Origin of the sequence: Paenibacillus sp. TC-CSREp1, assembly GCF_050171015.1 — a bacterium.
GTDB lineage: Bacteria > Bacillota > Bacilli > Paenibacillales > Paenibacillaceae > Paenibacillus > Paenibacillus silvae.
Window position 1 is genome coordinate 23082 of record NZ_JBNOKM010000005.1, and the last position, 14631, is coordinate 37712.

17 protein-coding genes are annotated in these 14631 nt (G+C 45.8%); all 17 read left to right on the forward strand.

Annotated features, from left to right (window positions below; translation table 11 throughout):
* Positions 1–13: 13 nt before the first annotated feature.
* The 17 genes from ACQSGY_RS08475 (at position 14) to ACQSGY_RS08555 (ending at position 14619) form a co-directional block, all read left to right on the forward strand.
* On the forward strand, positions 14–1474 hold the full coding sequence (locus tag ACQSGY_RS08475; protein ID WP_427051531.1) for a flagellar hook-length control protein FliK: 1461 nt from the start codon (positions 14–16) through the stop codon (positions 1472–1474).
* 19 nt (positions 1475–1493) lie between these two features.
* Positions 1494–2060, forward strand: a complete 567-nt coding sequence (locus ACQSGY_RS08480) for a flagellar hook capping FlgD N-terminal domain-containing protein (RefSeq protein WP_427051532.1) — start codon at positions 1494–1496, stop codon at positions 2058–2060.
* A 50-nt stretch (positions 2061–2110) separates the two neighbouring features.
* Positions 2111–2440, forward strand: a complete 330-nt coding sequence (locus ACQSGY_RS08485) for a TIGR02530 family flagellar biosynthesis protein (RefSeq protein WP_427051801.1) — start codon at positions 2111–2113, stop codon at positions 2438–2440.
* A gap of 81 nt (positions 2441–2521) precedes the next feature.
* On the forward strand, positions 2522–3337 hold the full coding sequence (gene flgG, locus ACQSGY_RS08490; RefSeq protein ID WP_427051533.1) for a flagellar basal body rod protein FlgG: 816 nt from the start codon (positions 2522–2524) through the stop codon (positions 3335–3337).
* Positions 3338–3404: 67 nt separating this feature from the next.
* Positions 3405–3626, forward strand: coding sequence for a flagellar FlbD family protein (locus ACQSGY_RS08495; protein WP_123064455.1), 222 nt, complete (start codon positions 3405–3407; stop codon positions 3624–3626).
* A complete protein-coding gene (locus ACQSGY_RS08500; protein WP_427051534.1) occupies positions 3626–4087 on the forward strand; it encodes a flagellar basal body-associated FliL family protein in 462 nt (153 codons plus the stop codon). Before ACQSGY_RS08495 ends, ACQSGY_RS08500 begins: the two co-directional genes overlap by 1 nt.
* A 39-nt stretch (positions 4088–4126) precedes the next feature.
* A complete protein-coding gene (fliM, locus tag ACQSGY_RS08505) occupies positions 4127–5125 on the forward strand; it encodes a flagellar motor switch protein FliM (RefSeq protein ID WP_427051535.1) in 999 nt (332 codons plus the stop codon).
* Entirely contained in the window at positions 5115–6422 is a 1308-nt protein-coding gene (fliY, locus tag ACQSGY_RS08510; RefSeq protein WP_427051537.1) for a flagellar motor switch phosphatase FliY, read from the forward strand. The genes fliM and fliY overlap by 11 nt, the downstream gene beginning before the upstream one ends.
* A gap of 28 nt (positions 6423–6450) precedes the next feature.
* Positions 6451–6816, forward strand: a complete 366-nt coding sequence (locus tag ACQSGY_RS08515) for a response regulator (protein ID WP_090923862.1) — start codon at positions 6451–6453, stop codon at positions 6814–6816.
* A gap of 11 nt (positions 6817–6827) precedes the next feature.
* Positions 6828–7364: a flagellar biosynthetic protein FliO gene (locus tag ACQSGY_RS08520; RefSeq protein ID WP_427051802.1), complete on the forward strand. Its 537-nt coding sequence runs from the start codon at positions 6828–6830 to the stop codon at positions 7362–7364.
* Complete coding sequence (gene fliP / locus ACQSGY_RS08525) at positions 7361–8116, forward strand: flagellar type III secretion system pore protein FliP (RefSeq protein WP_427051538.1); 756 nt, start codon at positions 7361–7363, stop codon at positions 8114–8116. The genes ACQSGY_RS08520 and fliP overlap by 4 nt, the downstream gene beginning before the upstream one ends.
* 25 nt (positions 8117–8141) lie before the next feature.
* Positions 8142–8411: a flagellar biosynthesis protein FliQ gene (gene fliQ, locus ACQSGY_RS08530; RefSeq protein WP_111270016.1), complete on the forward strand. Its 270-nt coding sequence runs from the start codon at positions 8142–8144 to the stop codon at positions 8409–8411.
* Positions 8412–8421: 10 nt separating this feature from the next.
* Positions 8422–9210, forward strand: coding sequence for a flagellar biosynthetic protein FliR (fliR, locus tag ACQSGY_RS08535; protein WP_427051540.1), 789 nt, complete (start codon positions 8422–8424; stop codon positions 9208–9210).
* Complete coding sequence (flhB, locus tag ACQSGY_RS08540; RefSeq protein ID WP_427051541.1) at positions 9207–10316, forward strand: flagellar biosynthesis protein FlhB; 1110 nt, start codon at positions 9207–9209, stop codon at positions 10314–10316. The genes fliR and flhB overlap by 4 nt, the downstream gene beginning before the upstream one ends.
* 24 nt (positions 10317–10340) lie before the next feature.
* On the forward strand, positions 10341–12374 hold the full coding sequence (flhA, locus tag ACQSGY_RS08545; RefSeq protein WP_145402778.1) for a flagellar biosynthesis protein FlhA: 2034 nt from the start codon (positions 10341–10343) through the stop codon (positions 12372–12374).
* Complete coding sequence (gene flhF / locus ACQSGY_RS08550) at positions 12371–13735, forward strand: flagellar biosynthesis protein FlhF (protein ID WP_427051542.1); 1365 nt, start codon at positions 12371–12373, stop codon at positions 13733–13735. Before flhA ends, flhF begins: the two co-directional genes overlap by 4 nt.
* Positions 13732–14619: a MinD/ParA family protein gene (locus ACQSGY_RS08555; RefSeq protein WP_427051543.1), complete on the forward strand. Its 888-nt coding sequence runs from the start codon at positions 13732–13734 to the stop codon at positions 14617–14619. Before flhF ends, ACQSGY_RS08555 begins: the two co-directional genes overlap by 4 nt.
* Positions 14620–14631: the final 12 nt, after the last annotated feature.

Consider the following 14631-nt stretch of genomic DNA (forward strand, 5'->3'; position numbering starts at 1 on the left):
GGGAGGTGAAAAAATGTCACTTGTATTTCAAATGAACTCCACTGCTTCAGCCGGGAAAGCGTCTGGTTCAACTCAAGCGTCTGGTGCACAGTCCAAAGATGCTGTTACAACTGGTGGCGAATTTTTGCAGACGCTGACACAATCAATGGCTGGAGCAGGTGGGAATGGTCAAGGCACCGATGCTGCAAATGGAGCGGCAAGTCAGACGGCTAATCCGCTTGTGTTTACTTTCGCTTCCGAAAATGAAGGAGAAGACTCTTCTTTAAATGAGACGTTGGGTTCCTTGTTTGCGAATACAGACAAACTGGATTTGAGCGATAAGCTGAAAAAACTTTTTGGTGATCTGGATGCTTTGGAAGAAGCTTTGGAAAATGATCCAGCCTTGCTTGAAGGTCTTCAAACGTTAATTCAGCAGCTGTACGCCCTGTTAAACAATGACTCGAACAGCAAGCAGCAAGGTTCTTTGAACGATAATGCTGCGGATCAGGCTAATTCGGTTAAGTCTGCATCAGCTATGGAACTCTCTCAGCATCCAGCAGCTGTACGTTTTGTCCTGCAGGACATGTTGACTCAGCTCGCAGCGGAGGTTCAGAAACCAGATCGTTCATTCTTGCAATCTGCTCCTGAATTCAAACAGTTGTTACAAGATCTGCAAGCTCAACTGAAACAGGCTGGTGTTGAAACTGATGGTAAAAAAGGCTGGGCTGAACTCAGAACGATTTTGGATACATTCAGTGCAGTGAAAGATCAGCCTGTTCAAACGGTAAATACACCTAGAGCAGAAACATCCAAGACAGAGGCAAACACACCTCAGATTATGGTGACGGCAGCAGCTCAGTCAGAATCCAAAGCTACAGGAAATGCAGCTAAAGCTGAAGCGGCACCCGTTTCCAATGTAGATACACAGGTTCACGAAACTGCCATTGTCACTGCTGGAGAGTTGTCGCTACGCAGCTCAGGTACAGCGGCGGGCAAACCTGCCGAGCCTGTAATGCAAGCATCCCTTTTTGCTAAAGAGATGACACAGTTTGTGGTGAACAAGCTGGATATTGTTCAGCAGAAAGGATTTTCCGAGGCTACGATCTCACTTCGGCCTGAGCATCTGGGCAAATTGGATGTGCAGATTACGTTGCAAAACGGACAATTGGTCGCTCGCTTTATGACGGAGCATGTGATGGCCAAAGATATGCTGGAACAACAGATGATGCAGCTGCGTTCCTCGTTACAATCTCAGGGGATTCAGGTAGAACGACTTGAAGTAACCCAGAACAGCTCGCTTGGATCAGAGATGTATCAGGATGGCGGGCGTCAACAAGGAAGTCAGTCTCAACAGCAACGGCGTTCCCGTGAACGTGCAGAACAGACTGATGAAGCAGTAACTGCAGCAAGCCTTCAGGAGGAATTGCGCAACTGGCGCAGTGATCAGGTTGAGGGTGGCGATATTAAACGCGATTCATTTAGTGCAGAGGCCTAAACAGGGATGAGGTGAATCTATGGCAAATGAAATTATTTCTACAAACAATGTTTGGCCCAATTACTCGGCTGCCAACAAAGCGACAACTAATCCAGCAACGAAAGAGCTAGGCAAGGATCAGTTTCTCAAAATTCTAATTACCCAGCTGCAGAATCAGGACCCGATGCAACCGATGGAAGACAAAGAGTTCATTGCACAAATGGCTCAGTTCAGTTCAGTGGAACAGTTGGTGAATATCTCATCACAGCTAAAAACGTTAAATCAGTCACTTGGAGCAGTGTCCAGCATGATTGGGATGGAGATTAGCTGGCTTTCTGCGGATAAAGCTGACAGCGGTACGCTTCGTCAAGGAATTGTTGACTCAATTATTGTGCGAGATGGTGTGCAGTATGCCCAGGTAGGCAAGGACGAGATCAAGCTGGATGAGATCATTCAGGTGAATCGTGCAAAGCAGACTGACGAGGATAAAACCTCTGTGCAGAATGTACAGAATGATGCTGTGAATTCAAATGGTACTAATGGCAACGAAACGTCGGAAGTTAACAACGAGACGAACAATGCCGAGAATCGTGAGCAAACGATATGAGTGACCGCATAACCGTTGGACAATTGTACACAGGACCGGTTACTCCAGGAATGCTTCGCAAACCCCAAACGGGAGAGACCGCGAGTGCTCCTGCCAAACCTTTCGCAGAAGTCCTGGAAAGCAATCTGCTTAAACTCAGTAATCACGCGGCTAAACGATTGGAACAGCGTGGGATTGAATTGAAATCAGAACAGATGAAGCAGATTGGTTCAGCACTGGACAAGGCTGCTGCCAAGGGAGCCAAAGAGTCTTTGATCTTGATGCAGGATATGGCTTTTATCGTCAATGTCAAAAATCGAACCGTAGTTACAGCGATGGACAGTGAAAGTATGAAGGACAATGTCTTCACTCAGATTGATAGTGCTGTAATTATTTCTTAAACGGCTGGCCCTTCTCGGGAGCCGGAATGCCGCTGACCGACTGATGCGGTAACCAAATTAAGGCTGGGAGGATTTTATAAAATGTTGAAATCGATGTACTCAGGCGTTTCCGGGATGCGGGGTTTTCAAACAAAACTCGATGTCATTGGTAATAATATTGCCAACGTAAATACCGTTGGATTTAAGGGAAGCCGAGTGATGTTCAAAGATATTATGAGCCAAACGACTTCTGGTGTAACTGCACCGAATGATACAAATGGTGGTGTCAATGCACAGCAGATTGGTCTTGGTGTATCGGTAGGTTCCATTGACACAATGCACTTGGCAGGAAGTCCAATGACAACGAACAGACCTACTGACCTTCGGATTAATGGAGATGGATTTTTCCTGGTTCGTTTGAGCGAAGATCAAGAGGTTCCTTATTTGACACGTGCAGGTAACTTTACCCTTGATGCCAATCGCAACCTGGTAACTTCTGACGGATTGTTTGTTCTGGATAACGGTGGAGGGAACATTACGATTGGAGATGATGTTGTTTCCTTCACGATTGGGCAGGATGGAACGATTAACCAGACAATGGATGACGGAACAACAGGAGCAGGTCCCCAACTCGGCATTGGTAAAGTTGTTAATCCATCAGGTCTGGAAAAAATCGGCGGCAACCTGTATCGCATGACAGTCAATGCGAATCCGGAGGGTGCACTTGAACCACTGACTGCAAACAGTGCAGAGGATGGAACAGGAGCTATTATTGCGGGTCAGCTTGAGATGTCAAATGTGGATTTGACAAATGAGTTTACCGAAATGATCGTGGCACAGCGTGGATTCCAGGCCAACTCCCGGATCATTACAACTTCAGACGAAGTGCTTCAAGAAGTTGTTAATCTGAAACGTTAATAATTGATTAGTAATTTTTGAAAAGGTGGGGGAGCTTGCTCCTCCACTCTGATTGAGGGGGCTTAGCATGATTTCAGTTACGCGGTTAAATGGTTCTCCCATGTGGTTAAATGCGCTGATGGTCGAGATTGTGGAAGAGACGCCTGACACGTATATTACTCTGGTAACAGGAAAACGACTGATTGTGCTTGAAAAAGCCGATGAGGTGATTACCAAGATCAAAGAATACAACCGTGAAATTGGAGTGCAGGCGGCCACGATTAAAGTGCAGCAAACGGAGGAGTCCTGATGAAAAAGATGATGCCCTGGATTGCAACTGCATTGCTTGCAATCACACTTATTGTGGTCGTAGCTTTTGTGTTTTTGAAGTTACAGCCAGACAAGAACGACAATACACATACGGCAGCAGCCGCTGAAGAAAAAAAGATGACTGCGGATGAAATTGTAGAGGTATCGTCAGAGCTTCCACAAATTAAAACGAATCTGGCTGATCCCGATCGAATCATAATGGTTAGTTTCTCGTTCAGGTTATCTGATAAAACAGCCAAAGAAGATTTTGATAAAATTCAAAGCATTACGGTGAAGCCCATTATCATTCAGGCACTAGCGGACACCAAGGCTGAGGAACTGAATACAGCCAAGGGTATGAAACAATTTAATGAGAAGCTGACAGGTCTAATTAATGAGGCATTGCCTGAGCCAAATTTGAAAAGCACCAGCATTTCAGACATTGTTATAGCACCAATGTAATGAACAGAACACGCTGTAGACTTGTAAGGGGGTGAGGACATGGTGGATGTATTATCACAGAATGAGATTGACGCCCTTTTAGCAGCTCTTTCTTCAGGTGAAATGGACGCAGAGGAACTGAAAAAGGAAGAGACTCAGAAGAAAATCAGATCCTATGATTTTAAGCGGGCCGTGCGTTTCTCCAAAGATCACATTCGAAGCCTGACTCGTATACACGAGAACTTTGCGCGCTTTCTCACCACTTATTTTTCGGCCCAGCTGCGGACGTTCGTTCAGATCAATGTCGTTCAGGTAGAACAGTTGCCTTATGATGAGTTTATTCGTTCTATTCCCAAAATGACGATTTTGAACATTTTCGAAGCAGAGCCATTACAGGGGAGAATGGTGATGGAGGTCCATCCCAACGTGGGTTATGCGATGCTGGATCGTCTTTTGGGCGGTACCGGTAATGCTCCGACCAAAATTGCCAGTATGACGGAGATTGAAACGACGATTATGGAGCGTATATTCAGCCGGGCTTTTGAGAGTTTGCAGGAAGCGTGGAAAACGGTACTGGATATTTCGCCAAGACTAGAAGCGCTGGAGACCAATCCGCAGTTTATGCAGATTGTGTCGCCCAATGAGACGATTGCTTTAATCTCGCTAAGCACCAAAATTGGTGACACCACGGGCATGATCAATTTGTGTATACCACATGTCGTTCTTGAGCCTATTATGTCCCGGTTATCAACACATCAGTGGTTTGTTTCGGAGAAGAAAACGAGAGCTCCGGAAGAATACGATGCGTTGAAAACTCGTGTGAATAAAGCCAAATTACCGATTGTAGCCGAGCTTGGCGAATCCAGAATTTCGATTGCTGAATTTTTGGGATTATCGGTCGGCGATGTCATTACACTGAATAAACCGGTAGAAGAGGGACTTTCCATCAAAGTTGGTGACAGACTGAAGTATATCGGAAGTCCGGGAACGATAAAGGATCGTGTGGCTGTACAAATAGATCAAATTGTCACCGAAGGAGTTGAAGAATTTGACGAGTAAGGATTATTTATCCCAGGAAGAGATCGACGCTTTGCTTAGGCAGTCTGAATCCTTAACCAGTTCCGAACCTGCTCAGAAGACGGTAGATGATTTTCTGACAGAGCTTGAACAGGATGCCTTGGGGGAGATCGGCAACATTACATTTGGCAGTGCTGCCACAGCGTTATCCACGCTGCTGGGCCTCAAGGTAGATATTACAACACCTAAAGTATCGATTATTAGCCGAACACAGTTTGAAGAAGCTTTTCCTAAACCGCATGTTGCTGTTCATGTGAACTACGTCGATGGATTCGAGGGCATTAACTCTTTGGTTATCAAAAAGAGAGATGCGCAGATCATTGCTGACCTTATGCTGGGCGGTGAAGGGAATCCGGCCGACGAAGAGCTGAATGAAATTCATATCAGTGCGGTCCAGGAAGCGATGAATCAGATGATGGGATCTTCTGCTACATCGATGTCGACCATCTTTAACCGGTTCGTTAATATTTCGCCTCCAGGGATCGATATTCTCAACTTGGAAAGTGGAGAGGGCGTTACCAATCTGCCGCCAGATGAAACACTTATTCAAGTTTCGTTTCGTCTGTTAGTAGGGGATCTGATTGATTCAAATCTGATGCAGCTTCTCCCTGTACCTTTTGCTAAAAATATGGTGGATATGTTAATAGGAGGGGCTCAAGAATCTACAGCCAGTGCACCTGTGGCTTCAACTCCGGAGCCTGCACCTGCGCCAGTTGCGCCATCGGCTCCAACACCGCCGCCGATTATGGAACAGCCGCCAGTTCAGCAGCAGACGCCTCCACAGGCTCCACAGCAGCCTGTTCCGGACTATGGTGGATATGAACAACCGCCGATGGGGATGCCTCAAGGCATGCCGCCACAGCAGCCATACGGGATGCCACCACAACAACCATATGGGATGCCTCCGCAGCAACCTTATGGTGTGCCTCAACATTATGGCGGTGTACCAAATAGGAATGTGAATGTACAGCCTGTTCAATTTGCGAATTTCCAAAATGGGTCTTATGGTCAGGTTGACGAGAACAATTTGAATTTATTGATGGACATTCCCCTTAAAGTCACCGTAGAATTAGGAAGGACCCAGAAGCAAATTAAAGATATTTTGGAATTATCACAAGGTTCGATTGTCGAACTGGATAAGTTAGCGGGAGAACCTGTCGATATTTTGGTCAATAACAAATTGATCGCCAAGGGTGAAGTCGTTGTTATTGATGAGAACTTTGGTGTTCGTGTTATAGATATCGTAAGCCAATGGGACCGAATTCAAAAATTACAATAAGCACAATTTAGGGAGGACTTGAATCAAGATGGCAAACCGAATTTTAGTCGTAGACGACGCTGCATTTATGAGAATGATGATCCGGGACATTTTGTCCAAAAATGGGTATGAGGTTGTTGGAGAAGCACCGGATGGCGCACAAGCCGTTGAGAAGTTTAAAGAGCTTCGTCCTGACCTGATCACAATGGACATTACGATGCCTGAGATGGATGGAATTGCTGCACTGAAAGAGATCAAAAAAATTGATGCGAATGCAAAAGTCATTATGTGTTCCGCGATGGGGCAGCAAGCAATGGTTATTGATGCAATTCAGGCTGGTGCGAAAGACTTCATCGTTAAACCATTCCAGTCTGACCGGGTTATCGAAGCGATCAGCAAAACACTGGGCGCTTAACAAACATGATGATGGCTCTGGGTGATTCTCCAGAACCAGCTGGCGCAGGAATCAATTACTATCTACAGCTTGTATGGGTGATTGTTGTCCTGGCCGTCATCCTGGTTCTGATTGTTTATTTGATCCGATTCCTCAACAAACGGAATCAGCAATGGTTCAGAAGCGGAACGATTCGTATTATGGGCGGGGTCGGTCTGGGACAAAACAAGTCGCTGCAAATTATCGAGATTGGCGGAAACGTTTATCTGATTGGTGTGGGCGAAAACATACAGTTGCTGGATAAAGTTTCGGATGTGGAAGAAGCGCAGCGAATTATCGATTCCTTTGAACAGGATGCTGCTGCACAGCAAGGGAGCTTTTCGCCTATCATTGCCAAACTAGCGAAACGTCTTCGTAAGGAAGAACCGCCTCGGGAAATGGAAATTGAGGACACCGCTTCTTTCCATGAGATGTTTGAATCCAAACTTCGGCAGATGCCTAACCGTAAAGAGAAGATGGAGAAGCTCCTGGATCATGACAATACTACAGATCGGTCGAGGGATTCATGAAGAAAAAGATTTGGTTAGCGTGTTGTTTCATAGGACTTATCAGTCTGGCATCCGTCACGGTGGCTTTTGCCGAGCCGATTCCGAACATTGATATCCAGATCGGGAACGGTGATGGCAGTACGCCAGGTACAAGCTCATTATCTATTATTTTATTAATTACCGTGCTTAGCATCGCACCTGCTTTACTGGTGCTGATGACAAGTTTTACACGAATTGTTATTGTGCTTGGCTTTGTGCGGACCTCACTTGGAACACAACAGATGCCTCCGAATCAGGTATTGGTTGGTCTTGCACTTTTTCTGACACTTTTCATCATGTCGCCTACGATATCCTCTATAAATCAGGTTGCACTGCAGCCTTATCTTAAAGGGGATTTGACACAAACACAGGCGCTGGAAAAAGCAGCAGATCCGATAAAGAAATTTATGTTTACGCACACGCGTGAAAAGGATCTCCTGCTGTTTATGAAGTACAATCAGACAGAGAAGCCCAATTCCTATCAGGATATTCCGATTACGGTGATGGTGCCGGCGTATGCAATCAGTGAGCTCAAGACAGCCTTCCAGATGGGATTTATGATTTTCATTCCGTTTCTGGTGATTGATATTGTTGTGGCGAGTACACTCATGGCTATGGGTATGATGATGCTTCCACCGGTCATGATTTCATTACCTTTCAAAATACTGCTCTTTGTACTGGTAGACGGATGGTATCTGGTAGTCAAGTCACTGTTGCTAAGTTTTAACACTTGAACCGGAGAGTTAAAGGAGGACGGTCATGACTTCGGAATTTATTATCGGTCTGGCCGGAAAAGCAGTATACACGTCATTGCTGGCCAGTGCACCCATGCTTATACTAGCTCTGGTTGTAGGACTAATTATTAGTATTTTCCAAGCTACAACTCAAATTCAGGAGCAGACGCTGGCGTTTGTGCCAAAAATTATCGCTGTACTGCTGGCGGTACTTTTGTTTGGTCCCTGGATTTTGAATATACTCGTCGATTTTACGTACAACATACTCGATAATTTATACAGATACATAGGGTAGGCTTTAGCCAATGGAGACATTGCTGCAAAGTTTCCCTGTCGCTCTGCTTATGTTTTGTCGAATAGCATCATTTTTTGTAACTGCACCTGTCTTTTCTGCTCGAAATGTACCTGCATCGTTTAAGGTAGGTATTTCTGCCTTTGTTACCTTGACGGTATACATGACTTTTGGCATACACCAGACCGTTCCGACGGATTTGAGCTACATTTTGCTTATTATCAGAGAAATCCTTATAGGTTTGCTTCTCGGGTTTACAGCTTATCTTCTGATGACTGCGGTACAGACAGCAGGGGCGTTTATTGATATCCAGATTGGTTTTGGTATAGCTAACGTATATGATCCGATGACAGGCGCATCAGCGCCGCTCACAGGTAACTTTAAATATGCATTTGCTGTGCTTTTATTTCTGACCATGAACGGACATCATTATTTGCTGGATGGTATTGTGTACAGTTATCGGTGGATTCCTTTGTCCAATTTATTTTTCTGGAGATTGGCTGATGGGAGTGTTGCAGAGTTTCTAGTCCACACATTGGGCGAATCGTTTATGCTGGCTTTCCAGATGGCTGCTCCGATTGTGGTTGCTCTGTTCCTGACGGATGTAGGTTTGGGTTTTTTGGCCAAAACAGCACCACAGTTTAATGTATTTGCTGTAGGTATGCCGCTTAAAGTGCTCGTCGGAATTGCAATTTTGCTTTTGCTGGTGCCCAGCTTTGCTTTTGTGTTTGGCCAATTGTTCGAGGTGATGTTCCGGTCGATGGAAAAACTGCTTGGAACGATCGGACAAAGGCCGGTATGAGTGAAACGGAGGACAGAATTCACATGAAATTTCAACTCGACCTCCAGTTGTTTTCAGGGGAGAAGACAGAGAAAGCTACCCCGAAAAAACGACAGGATACACGAAAAAAGGGCCAGGTCGTCAAAAGCATGGAGTTGTCCGGGGCGTCGATTCTCCTGTTTACTTTTCTAATCATGATGATGTTTAGCAGTTTTTATAAGGAACGTATGGTTAGATTGTTTACGGATATTTTTATTAATCGGCTTAGTATGGAGATTACCGATGAAAATGTAATGGCATTGATGATGCGTTACGGAATTGAAGTGATGCTCCTGCTTGCTCCGGTGCTGCTTGGTGCAGCATTGATTGCATTAATAGTGAATTACATGCAGGTCGGTTTTCTTCTGATTGGTGAAGGCTTAAAGCCGAAGCTCGAGAAGCTAAATCCGATTAAAGGATTCAAAAATATCTTTTCGCTTCGTTCGCTTGTGGAATTTGCCAAGTCTATACTGAAAATGACGATTATCGGCTATCTTGTGTACAGTACGATTACCAGTTATCAAGCAGATATTGCTTCGTTATCTCATTTTTCAATGGATGCTATACTGCAGTTTGCTGCCTCAATTACATTAAATCTTGGAGTTAAAATTGCTGTTGCACTGCTTGTGCTTGCCATCTTCGATTACATGTACCAGAAGTACGACTATGAAAAAAATATACGTATGTCCAAGCAAGATATCAAGGACGAGTACAAGAAAATGGAAGGCGATCCGCTGATCAAAGGTAAAATACGGGAGCGTCAGCGTCGTATGGCTATGCAGCGTATGATGCAGGAAGTACCGAATGCAGACGTAATCATCACGAACCCGACTCACTTTGCCGTAGCGCTGAAGTATGAAGGGTCTGAGATGGAGGCTCCGCAAATTATTGCGAAGGGTCAGGATTACGTTGCCCTGCGTATCAAAGAAATTGCTAAAGAGCACGGTGTGATTACGATGGAAAACAAACCGCTGGCACGGGCTTTGTTCCAGAGAGCCGAGATTGGCGACGCCATACCGGCCGATTTGTTTCAAGCGGTAGCTGAAGTGCTGGCTTACGTATATAAATTAAAGGGCAGAGTGAAATAAAAGGGATCGGAGGCCGTACATTCATTGAAAACAAAAGATTTAGCTGTCCTTGCGGGTATTATCGGCATAGTGTTGATGATGATTCTTCCGATCCCGGCCTGGTTACTGGATATGCTGCTTGTTGTCAACATTTCCATTGCCTTGATGATACTGCTTGTTGCGATGAACAGCAAAGAAGCGTTGCAGTTTTCTATATTTCCGGCTTTACTGCTCATTACTACTTTATTCCGCCTAGCACTGAATATCTCGACTACCAAGCTGATTTTGGGTAAGGGGGATGCGGGAGCGGTTGTAGCAACCTTCGGAAGCTGGATTGCGGGTGGAGAAATTGCGATAGGGTTTATCGTATTTTTGATTCTGGTTGTGGTTCAGTTTATCGTTATCACCAAAGGGTCTGAGCGTGTTGCTGAAGTAGCAGCAAGATTTACCCTCGATGCCATGCCAGGGAAACAAATGAGTATCGATGCTGACTTGAATGCCGGACTGATCAATGAGCAGCAGGCTCGAGAGCGTCGATCCAAAATTGAACGCGAAGCCGACTTTTACGGAGCGATGGATGGTGCAAGTAAATTCGTCAAAGGGGATGCCATTGCAAGTATTATCATTCTCTTAATTAACCTGATTGGCGGCTTTATTATCGGTATGACCGTACATGGTCTCGATTTTGCAACATCACTTTCTACGTATTCGGTACTGACAATCGGTGACGGATTGGTTAGCCAGATTCCTGCACTTCTTATTTCAACTGCGGCAGGGCTAATCGTTACCAGAGCTTCATCGGAAGGAAACTTGGCAGAAGATATTACGGGCCAGCTGTTTACATATCCGATATTGATCTATATTGTAGCTTTTGTTATCGCGATGCTTGGTTTCTTTACACCGATTCATGTAATTACAACGCTGCCGCTGGCCGGCATGCTCGCCTTTGCCGCCTGGAGGATGCAGAACAATCTGAATCTGAAACAGGAGGCGGAAGAGCAGCTGGAGGAAGAGCAGCAGATTGAAGAGGTCAGAAGTCCTGAAAGTGTAATTAACTTGCTTCAGGTGGACCCTATTGAATTCGAGTTTGGATATGGTTTGATCCCGCTTGCTGATAATCAGCAGGGAGGAGACCTGCTTGATCGGATTATTATGATTCGGAGACAATGTGCGCTTGAGCTTGGGCTGGTCGTTCCTGTTATCCGGATTCGGGATAACATTCAGCTGAGGCCGAACGAATATGTCATCAAAATTAAGGGAAACGTGGTTGGCGGTGGCGAACTGCTTCTCAATCATTACTTGGCGATGAGCCCTGGTTACGATGAAGAATCTGTAACGGGAATCGAGACAACAGAGCCTGCGTTTGGACTGCCGGCACTATGGATTGATGAAGTAACCAAGGATCGGGCAGAGCTTGCTGGATATACGGTTGTTGATCCGCCGTCTGTAGTAGCGACACATCTGACAGAACTGATCAAGAAGCATGCACATGAGCTGCTTGGAAGACAAGAGACGAAGGCGCTTGTGGACAACCTCAGAGAGAATTATGCTGCGCTTGTGGATGAGTTGATTCCTTCTGTTCTTTCAATTGGTGACGTGCAAAAAGTTCTTGCCAAGCTGCTGCGTGAAAAAATCTCCATACGTGATATGGTAACGATTTTCGAAACACTTGCAGACTACGGGACTTACACAAAGGACCCGGATGTGCTGACCGAGTATGTCAGACAGTCGTTATCTCGCCAGATTACCCAACAATATTCTCAAAAAGGCGAAACGCTTCGAGTCATTACCGTTGGACCTGGTCTTGAGAAGAAAATTGCTGAAAGTGTGCAGCAATCGGAACAAGGCAGCTATCTGGCGCTGGACCCGGTGTCCACTCAAAGTGTTTACCAAAAGCTGAGCGAGCAAGTGAATCGTTTAATTCAATCGGGCCAACAGCCCATCGTTTTAACTTCTCCAACGATTCGAATGTATCTGCGTCAGGTTATTGAACGTACGATGCAGGATATTCCGGTGCTTTCCTACAGCGAACTGGAGCCGAATGTTGAAATTCAAAGTATCGGGGTGGTGAACTTATGAGAGTAAAACAATACGTTGTTGAGACCATGCCCGAAGCTATGCTTCAGATTCGCAAAGACCTGGGGAGCGACGCCGTCATTCTGTCCACAAAAGAAATCAAGGTGGGCGGAGTGCTGGGGATGTTTCGCAAGAAACGGATCGAGGTTGTTGCAGCAGTAGACAACGAACAAAAGAAACAAGCAAAGAAAACTGCTGCATCACCGGTTCAAAATTCATTTACACCAGTGCCTCGTGCGTTGGTGCCTGAAGCTTATGCTCAAACTGCGCGTTCGTTTGTCACTGCTTCCGATGAGGAGGCGGCAGCAAGCACGGTTGATCATAGTCCACAGGAGAAGTCGGCAATGGTTCCAGTTGTGTCCAGATCCAATCATGAGGATGCAAAGATGGATAATGGCTCTATTTCTTTGAGCAGTGAGCATAAACCGCGACCGCAAGGGGCGGATTTTTCGGGTTCAACCTCTACTAAGTCAGAGTCTGATTCGGAACAACAGCAGGACAAGCTGCTCAGTGAGCTCCAGGATTTGAAGCAGATGATGACCAAGCTTTCCAGGCAGGGGACAGTGGTTGAAACTTTTCCTGAGGCATTGCTCAGCTGGCGTCAGCGTTTGACAGAACAGGAGATTTGGCCGGAAGTGTGGGAGTCATGGCTTGAACCCATTCAGGAGAAGTTAACTGAGGGTGAGATGCAAGAGCAGGATATAGAGTTGGCATTGCAATCACAGGTCATCCATTTTCTGAACGAGCGCATCCAGGAGGGCATCTTGCCAACGACACGTATTGTGTATGTAGCTGGCCCGACAGGGGTTGGTAAAACAACAACGATTGCCAAGCTTGCTGCGGAACAGATGTTTAAAAAACAACGCAAGGTTGGATTTATTACTTCCGACACATATCGAATCTCAGCAGTGGAGCAGCTCAGAACGTATGCGTCGATCTTGAATGTGCCGTTGGAAGTGGTGCAGTCTCCTGGCGATACACAGCGTGCCATTTCCCGTTTAGCTCACTGTGATCTGATCTTTATGGATACAGCGGGCAGAAATTATAGAAATGAGCTGCTTGTGTCCGAGCTGCAAAGTCTGCTCGCTCCAGTGGAGAACAGCGAAACTTTTCTGGTGATGAGCATGACGGCCAAAAGCGCAGATATGGTGCAAATTACAGAGCACTTCAGCAAATACGGATTAGATAAAGTGATTTTCACAAAAATGGATGAAACAGGAACATGCGGTCCACTCTTCAACCTGCTTCATCGTTTTCCTCTCAGGCTTGCTTATGTGGCCAACGGTCAGAACGTCCCGGATGATCTGCTGAAGCCTGATGCAGAATGGCTGTGTAAGGCGCTGCTGGGAGAAGGGAAACAATGAAGGATCAGGCTGCGGCACTTCGAAGTTTGGTCTCTGCACCTCAGGGAGGCAGTGAAGGCAGGGGAAACCCTCGTTCTTCCAAAATCATTACAGTGGCAAGCGGCAAGGGCGGGGTAGGCAAATCCAACTTTACGTTGAACTTTGCACTTACACTTCACTCCCTGGGCAAGAAGGTGTTGGTTTTTGATGCAGATATTGGTATGGCTAATATCGATGTTTTGATGGGAACGACGTCTTCCTATAATCTGTATCATCTTTTATACCGACATAAAACTATAAGGGAAATCATACAACTTGGTGCAGACGGGCTTCCTTACATTGCAGGGGGGTCGGGAATGAAAGAGCTGTTCTCCTTGTCTGATCGTGATCTGGAGTTTTTCGCCAGTCAAGTGGAGGACATTGCACAGGAGATGGATTATGTCATTTTCGACACTGGGGCGGGTCTGTCCAAGGAGAATATGAGATTCATCGGTGCTGCCGATGAGTGCCTGATTGTAACTACACCTGAACCGACTTCAATAACTGATGCTTATGCCTTAGTCAAAGTAATGCACAGCCAGGAGCACTCAACTCCCTTCCGTATGATCGTAAACCGGGTCGAAGACGAAAGGGAGGCGGAGCGTGTGGCAGACAAAATAGCTGGAGTAGCAAGCAGGTTTTTGCAGACCGATATTCCACTCTTGGGATATATTTCGGAGGATGCACAGGTGGTTGCAGCGGTAAAGAAACAGATGCCCTATCGCCTGGCTTATCCAAACTGCAAAGCTTCCAAAGATATACAGAAGCTTGCTCTTCGTTATTTGGCTGTACCTGCGGCTCCGGAATCCGAAACCTTGTCAGGAATCAGGGGATTTATGAAAAAGTGGCTTAGACGAACAACATGATTTCTGAATAAA

Excerpts from the sequence above, each read along its gene's own strand:
- flgG (WP_427051533.1), top strand. The coding sequence starts at position 2,522 with ATGTTGAAATCGATGTACTCAGGCGTTTCCGGGATGCGGGGTTTTCAA.
- ACQSGY_RS08495 (WP_123064455.1), top strand. The coding sequence starts at position 3,405 with ATGATTTCAGTTACGCGGTTAAATGGTTCTCCCATGTGGTTAAATGCG.
- fliQ (WP_111270016.1), top strand. The coding sequence starts at position 8,142 with ATGACTTCGGAATTTATTATCGGTCTGGCCGGAAAAGCAGTATACACG.
- ACQSGY_RS08485 (WP_427051801.1), top strand. The coding sequence starts at position 2,111 with ATGCTTCGCAAACCCCAAACGGGAGAGACCGCGAGTGCTCCTGCCAAA.
- ACQSGY_RS08475 (WP_427051531.1), top strand. The coding sequence starts at position 14 with ATGTCACTTGTATTTCAAATGAACTCCACTGCTTCAGCCGGGAAAGCG.
- ACQSGY_RS08555 (WP_427051543.1), top strand. The coding sequence starts at position 13,732 with ATGAAGGATCAGGCTGCGGCACTTCGAAGTTTGGTCTCTGCACCTCAG.
- ACQSGY_RS08520 (WP_427051802.1), top strand. The coding sequence starts at position 6,828 with ATGGCTCTGGGTGATTCTCCAGAACCAGCTGGCGCAGGAATCAATTAC.
- fliR (WP_427051540.1), top strand. The coding sequence starts at position 8,422 with ATGGAGACATTGCTGCAAAGTTTCCCTGTCGCTCTGCTTATGTTTTGT.
- ACQSGY_RS08480 (WP_427051532.1), top strand. The coding sequence starts at position 1,494 with ATGGCAAATGAAATTATTTCTACAAACAATGTTTGGCCCAATTACTCG.
- ACQSGY_RS08515 (WP_090923862.1), top strand. The coding sequence starts at position 6,451 with ATGGCAAACCGAATTTTAGTCGTAGACGACGCTGCATTTATGAGAATG.
- flhF (WP_427051542.1), top strand. The coding sequence starts at position 12,371 with ATGAGAGTAAAACAATACGTTGTTGAGACCATGCCCGAAGCTATGCTT.
- ACQSGY_RS08500 (WP_427051534.1), top strand. The coding sequence starts at position 3,626 with ATGAAAAAGATGATGCCCTGGATTGCAACTGCATTGCTTGCAATCACA.
- fliM (WP_427051535.1), top strand. The coding sequence starts at position 4,127 with ATGGTGGATGTATTATCACAGAATGAGATTGACGCCCTTTTAGCAGCT.
- fliP (WP_427051538.1), top strand. The coding sequence starts at position 7,361 with ATGAAGAAAAAGATTTGGTTAGCGTGTTGTTTCATAGGACTTATCAGT.
- flhB (WP_427051541.1), top strand. The coding sequence starts at position 9,207 with ATGAGTGAAACGGAGGACAGAATTCACATGAAATTTCAACTCGACCTC.